This is a genomic window from Streptomyces sp. NPDC004752 (assembly GCF_053601275.1).
In genome coordinates this window covers 19,839-27,935 of sequence record NZ_JBSGBN010000132.1, presented here as the reverse complement: position 1 = coordinate 27,935, position 8,097 = coordinate 19,839, and the positions used below count along the sequence as shown (strand labels likewise).

The 8,097-nt window shown below is 69.0% G+C and carries 8 protein-coding genes; 2 read left to right on the top strand and 6 right to left on the bottom strand.

The annotated features are described in order from the left end of the window. Positions 1–81: 81 nt before the first annotated feature. Positions 82–387 (top strand): hypothetical protein, encoded by a 306-nt coding sequence (locus ACWEKM_RS37440; protein ID WP_451625745.1) that lies wholly within the window; start codon positions 82–84, stop codon positions 385–387. On the opposite strand, the gene ACWEKM_RS37435 is transcribed toward ACWEKM_RS37440, so the two are convergent. Continuing rightward, positions 388–1,056 (bottom strand): nucleotidyl transferase AbiEii/AbiGii toxin family protein, encoded by a 669-nt coding sequence (locus ACWEKM_RS37435; protein ID WP_451625744.1) that lies wholly within the window; start codon positions 1,054–1,056, stop codon positions 388–390. A 5-nt stretch (positions 1,057–1,061) separates the two neighbouring features. Beyond that, entirely contained in the window at positions 1,062–1,454 is a 393-nt protein-coding gene (locus ACWEKM_RS37430) for a hypothetical protein (RefSeq protein WP_451625743.1), read from the bottom strand. Positions 1,455–2,836: 1,382 nt separating this feature from the next. Here ACWEKM_RS37430 and ACWEKM_RS37425 point away from each other — a divergent pair. Then, a complete protein-coding gene (locus ACWEKM_RS37425; protein ID WP_451625742.1) occupies positions 2,837–3,385 on the top strand; it encodes a hypothetical protein in 549 nt (182 codons plus the stop codon). On the opposite strand, the gene ACWEKM_RS37420 is transcribed toward ACWEKM_RS37425, so the two are convergent. Genes ACWEKM_RS37420 through ACWEKM_RS37405 form a run of 4 tightly spaced genes read right to left on the bottom strand, consistent with a single transcriptional unit; the run spans position 3,308 to position 8,092 of the window. Next, positions 3,308–6,757, bottom strand: coding sequence for a LysM peptidoglycan-binding domain-containing protein (locus ACWEKM_RS37420; RefSeq protein WP_451625741.1), 3,450 nt, complete (start codon positions 6,755–6,757; stop codon positions 3,308–3,310). The two genes, ACWEKM_RS37425 and ACWEKM_RS37420, sit on opposite strands and share 78 nt — an antisense overlap. After that, positions 6,757–7,209 (bottom strand): TadE/TadG family type IV pilus assembly protein, encoded by a 453-nt coding sequence (locus ACWEKM_RS37415; RefSeq protein WP_451625740.1) that lies wholly within the window; start codon positions 7,207–7,209, stop codon positions 6,757–6,759. The genes ACWEKM_RS37420 and ACWEKM_RS37415 overlap by 1 nt, the downstream gene beginning before the upstream one ends. Then, a complete protein-coding gene (locus tag ACWEKM_RS37410; protein WP_451625739.1) occupies positions 7,206–7,670 on the bottom strand; it encodes a TadE/TadG family type IV pilus assembly protein in 465 nt (154 codons plus the stop codon). The genes ACWEKM_RS37415 and ACWEKM_RS37410 overlap by 4 nt, the downstream gene beginning before the upstream one ends. Beyond that, positions 7,667–8,092, bottom strand: a complete 426-nt coding sequence (locus ACWEKM_RS37405; RefSeq protein WP_451625746.1) for a TadE/TadG family type IV pilus assembly protein — start codon at positions 8,090–8,092, stop codon at positions 7,667–7,669. The genes ACWEKM_RS37410 and ACWEKM_RS37405 overlap by 4 nt, the downstream gene beginning before the upstream one ends. Between the last annotated feature and the right edge of the window lie 5 nt (positions 8,093–8,097).

Here is an 8,097-nt window from a genome sequence, read left to right as displayed (position 1 = left end):
CGGTCAGCGTCTCGGTGGGGAACCGTGACCGCGAGGGTGGGGAATTGACTGACGTTGATCATGCAGATCGTGGGGAATTACATGACCGCTGACAGCAAGCGCTGCTACCTGACCAGGCAGGACACCAGGACCGCCCCGGCACCGGACCTGGTCGGCCGCGACTTCACCGCCGCCGGGCCCGGTACGAAGCCCGTCGGGGGCATCACCCATCTGGCGACGGTCGAGGGCTGGTGGTATCTGGCCACTGTCATCGGCCTGGCGACACGCGAGGTGGCCGGGTGCGCGATGGCCGATCACCATCGCGCCGAACTGGTCACCGATGCTCTGGGCATGGCCGCCGGCCGCGGCGGTCTGATCGCTTGCAGATGCGATCTCATCCGGACGTGATCAGTCGATGTCCGGATCATCGGCCTCTTCGAGGAGACGGGCCGCGAGGTCGTCGGCCCACTCCACGGCCCAAGCGCGGAGAGCAGTGATCGTGGCGTCATCGAGGCCATAGGCGGCGAAGGCTTCGTCGTCGGTCCATTCGGCACCCGTGAGGTTCGCCTGCAGATCCTCGCGCTCGAAGCGGCCACGGGCGTGGCGGCGGCCGAACTCCTCCAGCTCGGCATTGGACCAGCGGCGGGAGGCTGCGAACACGTCGATCAGGTCGCGGGGCGCTCCGCGGTCGGCAAGGGCGCGGACCTTGGTCCCGATCACGTCCTCCTCCGCGAGGACGGGCCCGTACGGGCTCTGCGCGACCGGTCGCCAGAAGATCTCCTTGAGGATGTCGACCTCGCATTCCTGCCCGGTGACCGGGTCGGACACGGTGAAGCGGGCGGACAGCGGGGCGGTCTCCAGCGCGTGCACCTTCCAGCCGCGGGCTTCCAGGCCGGCGCGGAGCGTGGCGGCGATGTCGGCCATGGGCGCCGGGTTCTCGGTGGCGACGTCGAGGTCCTGGCTGGGGCGGTTCACGAGGCGGTGTGCCCGCACGGCGTATCCACCGGTGAGAACCAGTGGATACGGGGAACCGAGCGCGATCACATCCGCCAGGAGCCGCGTGTGCAGCTCCGGCATGTCCGTCACGCGGCTGCCCGGGTGCGGGAGGCGAGCTGGGGGAAGGCGTCTTCCCATACGGCGCGCACGGTGCGGCCGACGAGGGTGCGCAGCACCGGCCACAGCTGGAGGAGCAGGTCCTGGTTGAGGTAGCGGGGCAGGTCGTCGTGCATGCCCTCGTGCAGAACGGTGCGGTAGAGGCCCATGCGCTGGCGCGGCTTGCCCAGGTCGTATGAGGTCATCCCGGACCAGGCCATGTGCAGCGGCAGATCCACCACACCGTGGGTCGGCCCGTGCAGCTCGTCCAGAGACTCCGGAAGACGGCGGCGGAACTTCTCCCGGTACAGCGCGAGGTCCTCGGCGTCCGCGCCCGAGACGTCCCTCGGGGCGGGTGCGGGGTGCTGTGGGCTGGAGGGCATGACTCCATTATGGCGGCCAGAGACGTCGCGAGGGTCATGATGTGCGAGTCGGCGTCCGGAGCGAGCGGGGGCGGATCCCCCGGTGAGCTGGTTGCCGCAGTCTGCTCAGCCCTGAGCAGGACGGACTCCCGGTCTTGACGCTCTGGGCCCCCGCACGCGGGACAGCGAGTCGGGATACCGGCTCTGACGTGCTCCTTTCCGAGACTCGCCCAGACCGACATCTTTCCGTAGACAGTTGCGGTGCTGGTGGCACGTCTTCTCCACTGCCGCCGACAGGTTCTGCAGCAAATGCCACCTGTCTGCAACTCCAGGGCGTCCGTGGCGGCTTCTTTGACCGCCTTCGTGTAGGCGGTGGCCCGGTCACGGCAGATGATCTCGGCTCCGGGATGATCGGTGAGCCAGGCTGCGAACGTTTCAGAGGTGCGGTCGGGCAGCACGTCCACGACCCTGATGGGGCTATTTGAGCTTTTCAAGAATCGCCATCAACCCGGTCGGCCTCGACGTCGACCAGCACGGTGCCGAGGTGCGGCCCTGGCGGAAGGCGAACCCGTCCACCCCCAGTACCCGCGGCGCACGGTCCGACGTCATCGGTGCCGTCAGCAGCCTGAGCGGCCGGGTCCGGCCGCGGCCAGCCGCAGTCGGCGACACAGCCGTGCGGCCAGACGTCCGCCCAGCTCGACCGCGATGGACACAGTCAGCCCGTCAGCCCGGTGCTGGAGCGGCGGTGCCGCTCGGACAGGCCCGGCACCTGCTCGAAGAACGTCCTGCGGGAACAGCTCTTGCGGTCACAGAAGTACCGGCGCACCCGAAGCCGGACCACGACCCGGCGAGGTCCCAACGGCCGTTCGTCCAGGGCGCGTTGGTGCTGTGTATGCGCCTCGCCCGTTTCCGGCAGTCCGGACACCCGCCCGGGCGAGCGGTGGGCACCGCCTCCACCTCAAGGATGTCGGAGGAGTCGCTGACGCGATCCACTCGCACATCGATCCCGGAAAATAGCACAGCCTCGACCGTCTTGCTCGCCATGGCAGGAAACACTCTGCCGAAACGATCCCTCGTTCCCCTTCCTGACCTGGGGATTCACGCAACTGCGGACAGAGCCATTTTCAATGAGCACCATCAACCGGCCAGCACAACAAGCCCATCACCCCCGACTTCATCGCCGAAGAGGCCGTTGACTTCGAGCGCCGGTGGCAGGCGCTCACCCGCCGCCACGCCGATACGCAGCCGTAGACACCCCCGTCGCACCGTGTGTATCAGCAGCCGCTTCACCTTGCGTAATCAGCGAATTTCCTGATCAGAGTACGAATATGCAGCCAAATCGGTCATTGCCCAGCCCTGCGCACTGTGGCATTGTGCCACCGCCCCTACCGAGGAGGAGCCCCATGCGAGCCCTGTGCATCGGCCTGGACGCCACGATCACGGACCTCAACCTCGCGGAGATTGATGCGCATGCGGCGGTCCGGGAGTTCCTTGGATCCCCCGACGCTGTTGATCAGGGGGTGTATCATCCACGGGCCGTGCTGCACTTCCACGGAAGCGGCCGGCAGGCCGGGCTTCCGCAAAACCTGGCCGCATGGGCCCTCGTAAGCGCATGGCGCGGCATGACCCTTTACCCGTTGGCCGGGACCGTCGTCGTCACGGGTCGCACAGGGACCGGGGACGTGACAGCACTCGATGACGACCTGGTCCAGCATGCGACGGCAGTTGCGCAGACCGTTCGGGAGACGATGGCGCGGTGGCGCATGCGACCTCCCGCCTCCAACGAGGCCGCCATCAGGGAACTGCTTGCCTACGCAGCCCGCGACGTCGCCCCAGCCGATAGCGGCGCACCTGCGCACCTGCGTCTCCAACCTCTACAGAACCTTGCGCATTGGCGAGCCCGAGCCGTTGAGGAGTTCGTTGATGAGCTGCTCGGTCTCCATCTCCAGTGAACAGTCCAACGCCCGGTTGACCTGCTGGACGCGGGTGATGGCGGTATGGAGCCCCTGCCGGTTCCCGGCGGCATACTCGATCCGGAGCCAGTCCCGGTACAACAGCTCTGCCGTGTTGTCGACATCGAGACCGGTCGCGACGGCCTGTCGGGCCGCGCTGAGATCGTGGTGCGGGCCTGCGGGGGTGCGGTAGGTGGCCACGGTGTGTGCCACGTCGATGATCCGCGTGATCATCTCCTGCTGGTAGGGCTCGGCCCAGGGCAGCGGTGTGTCCCCGAACGGCTTGCCGCGGGCCAGGGTGAGCGCCTTCTCCAGATCGGTGAGGCCGGACGGGCCCAGTGGCAGCGCGTGTTCGACGAGCTGAAGGAAGCGGGTCCAGTCGGAGCGCACGCGGGGGGAGAGCCGGTAGGGGTCCTCGCCGGACTTGCGGCGCGGCACATAGGGGTTGCCGGCTGGATCGTTGCCCAGGGAACGGCGCAGGCCCTGCATCCGGGCGTTGAGGGTACTCAGCTCCCATGGACTGACGGGATCCATGTCGGAGCACACGGCGTGCGCACTCCGTCCGGGCCGGAAGAACAACAAGGCGGCGAGATGCGCCATCCGCGGGCCGTGGCCGGTGCTGTCCACTCCCGTCACCTCGACCGGGCCCAGAACCCGGATCTCCGGCGCGTGCAGGTCATGAGCCGCGCCCTCAATCGCCACCGCTTCCGCCTCCGGCGCCGTGACCTCCCCAGCGGCATGCTCGTCGTTAGTCTCCTTGGGCTCCGGATCCTCTGCGGCCCGGGGTGCCGGTGTCTCGGTCACCGGGGCGTGGTTCTCCTCGGCCTGATCTGCCGGTGTGGCGGTGGGCAGGAGACGAAGTCCGGTCGGGTCGGTGGTGGCGGCAAGCAGGGCCGGGAAGACGTCGCTGCTCACGTCTGCTGCCTGCGCCGCCGAGGGGCTCGTGCCCGCGTCAGTCGCGGGCGCGGCCGGCTCCTGGGGCTGGGTCTGCTCGGGCTGGTGCACGCTGGCGGGCTCTTCCGGGATGTCCTGCCACGGGCCCTCGGCCGGGTGGGCTGGCTGTGCGGATACTTTCAGCGCGGTGGTGATCTGGAGGTAGGAGGCGTGTTCCAGGCGTTGCATCGTGATCTCGGTGCCGACGGAGTCGAGTTGCTGCGGTGTGCTGAGCGAGGCGTTGAGGATTTCTGCCTCGGGGAAGTGGGCGGCAGCAGTACTCGCCGGGGCGATGAGGGTGACGGGGACCATGCAGGCTTTGTCGATGACGTCGGCGAACTCCCAAGCGGTGTCCGGGTCCAGGGGCGATGCGCACAGCAGCAGGTAGGGCTGGTGGCTGGTCTCGGGCATCTGGTGGGCCTCAAGCAGCCGTTCACTCAGGTCGCGCAGCGCATGCGCGGCCTGCCGCATGTGGGCGATCCGTGCGGTGGGCAGCAACTGCGGCAGGTCCTCGCCGAACCCGACCGTCACGACTTCGACTTCGCTCGCCCACGGGCTCATCCCGAGCTCCAGGGCGAGCGAGGTGCATACCTCGGTGATGTGCACGGGATTGCCGTCCAGCAGGACGGCGGGCACCCGGGCGAGGTTGAGCAGCAGAAGGTCCCCCGCTTCGGTGCTGCCGATCGTGACCAGCCCAGGATATGGAGCCGGAATTTCGCGGGCGGCCTCCGCGTCCAGGACGACGGCGTCGGAGTCCAGGATCCACCAGCCGCTCTTCCCGGAGACGAAGGGCGCCTGCGGCTCCTGGGTAAGGTCTTCGGGCAACACCTCTACCGTGCGGGTGCCGATCCGTGCAGCCCGCAGTGGTGGCAGGATTGCGGCGCCTTCCTGCTGGGCTGCCTGGTGGGCGAGGGTCCTCAGCACCGTGTCCAGGCGGGCGGCGCCGCCCGGTTCGGCGGCCGCCGCCAGCTTTGCCTCCGCCGGGGAAGTCTCCGGCGCCATGGCGATCTTTTCGCCCGGCTTGCGGCGGCGGCGCTGCAGCGCCCTTCGCAGGGCGAGAGCGCCGGTGACGGCAGCGGCCAGCAGTGCACCGGCGCCCAGAACAGTGCGCAGCACCAGCGGACTGTCGGCCGGAGCCGACGCCGGCGATCGTGGCGCCGTGGCGGCGAGGGAGGAGGCAGCGGCACCGGACTGCTCATCCGATGCCGACGGCGAAGTGGCAGAGGAGGTGGCGCTGGTGCTGGGCTGCGGCGTCGCGGAGGCAGTTGCGGAAGGAGAGTGCTTCTGGCCGGGCTGCTCGGCGGAATGGCTGCTCGGTGTACTGGGAGCCGACGGCTCCGGTGCCCGCGCCGTGCTCTGGCCCGGCGCGGGCACCTGCCCATCGCTCGTGTCACCGTCCGGCGCGCGAGTAGCGGGGGGAGTGCTCTCCTGGCTGTCCGTCTCATCGCTGTCGCCGCTGTCTCGCGGTGGTGCCTGCTGGTCAGGCTGAGCGCCGGGGACCGTGATCTGCTGCCCTGCGTAGATCACATCCGGGTCAGTGATCTCGGGCAGGCCGTGCGGCTGCGGTTTTCCCTCACTGGCCTCGAACAGTTCGGGCCACCTGCCGCCGTCGCCGAGTTCCTTCTCCACGATCTTTGACAGGTAGTCGCCCGAGTGGGCCGTGACGGTGTGCGTGTTCTTCGCAGCACAAGCCGTGGGGCTGTCCCGCAGCTGCCTACGGACGCCTCCCGCCATAGCAGCGACATCGGGCATCTCCAGCTGCCAGCCGGGCTGAAGAAAGCTGTTCGCGCGGAAGACCTGGCCATCGGACATGACACGGCCCTCGTTCAGACTCGCGATCTCCCGCCACCGCTCACCGTCGCCGAGCTCCCGCTCGGCGATGCCCCACAGGCTCTCAGCCGGCCGTGTCTCGCCCACCGTATACGACGTACGGGACGCCGGCGTGCTCGCCGTGGAGGACGGCGAGGTCTGATCGGCGTCGGTCCCCTGCGCGGCTTGGGCCTGGCCGGGGACGCTGGGTGCCGTAGTAGCTGGTGCGGCCTGGGCGTCGGAAGCCAGGGCTGAACTCGCGGGCAGCAGCACGAGGATGCTGCCGATGAGCAGGGCCGCGGCGCGCTGGGAGGCACCCATCCCTCGCGGGGCATGCCAGGTCCGGCCCCGCACCTGCGCGAACAGCTCGCGTACCGCACAGAAACTGAACTGGGCCCACCCGATCCAGCCCACCGCAACGAGCAGCAGCAGGAACGCCGCGCCCGTGTCCTGCCGGTCCAGCAGGTGCGTGAGGTCGTCGTGGGTGGAAGCCCAGATGACCGGAGTGAGCAAGGCCAGCAGCAGCGGCAGCCCCGCGACCGCAGCGGCCAGCACGAGCAGGCTCAGCACGGCCTTGACGACACGGGCCAGGGTGCGGCCCACTGTTGCGGCGGAGTGGGGGGTGCGCATCAGTTTCCTTCGGGAGCGGTGACGCCATGCAGGAGGGTGGCCTTGCCCTGGCCGGATACCGACAACGAGCCGATCCCGACCGCTGACAAGAACTTCGTGTCGTATGTGCCGGTGACGCGGACGTTGAGGGTCTTGCCGTCGCCGGACACGCTGACCGTGCCGGTGACGTCGGCCGAGCGCAAGTACGCCTGGGCTGCGGCCTGCGCGTCCTGCGGATCCACGACGACGGCGGTGCCGTTGATGGCCTCGGCGGGGTCGATGGCCTGGCCGCCCGCCCGGGCGGCCTCGCCGGCGATGTAGTCGGCTCGTTCCACCGCGCGTATTTTGCTGCCGCCGTCCACGGCGACACCGATGATGCCGATCAGCGCCATGACGCACACCGCGACGAACACAGTGACGCCTCCCCGGTCGTCCAGCCGTTCCCGGCCCAGTCCCGCCTGACGGAAGATCATCCGTCACCCCGCTGCCTGTACTGATCCACTACCGAGGTAGCCGTCGACGTGAGCGTCCTTGCCCCTGGCACGCCCGGCAGGAGGAGGTCCGACAGACTGACCGTGCAGGTCACGGTCACGGTGACTGTCCCCACCTGGCCCACCGGCACACTGAGGCCGCCGGTGTTGACGCTCACACTGGTCGACGCGCACTTGATGCCCTGGTCGTTGAGGGACTCGGCAGCCGCCGACTGCGCGGCACCCTGCGCGGAAACTGCCGTGCGGTGAATGGACGCCTCCCGGGCCGCGTCCTCGGCCGCAGAGTCGATCTTCGCGCCGGACGTGACCATCCGACCGCCGGCGATCGCCAGACACAGGAACATGATCAGCGATGGCAGGACGATTGCCGCCTCGATCGCGGCACTGCCCTCATCGCTGCGGAGCCTGCGAGCCCAGCGGGCCCTGTATCGCACGTTGTTCACCCTCCCGGGACCGTCCAGCGCTCCACGGCCCCGGACGCGGACTGGGTGACCTGCAGGCCGGAAACGCCCGGGATCATGGACATAGCCGTTCCCGACACCTGTACCTGTACACGCTGGCCGTTACTGCCAGCGGAAACGCGGTAGTTGCCCAGGCTGTCCCCCGCGGTGCGCTCCAGCACGCTCCGCGCTTGGGCGGCACCGTCGGCCGGGCTCGACTGGTAGGCGCGGGCCGCGGTGGCTCCCTCACGCGCGGCGGTCAGCGCGATCTGCCGTGCGTAATACCACATGGAGGCTTGGATGACAGCGACCGTGGCGAGCAGCACGAACGGGAAGATAATCGCCATCTGGATGCTGGTGTCACCTCGATCGTCGCGCCATCTTCGCCCCTGCCACCAGTCCGTCAGCCGCCCGGGACGAATCATCACGG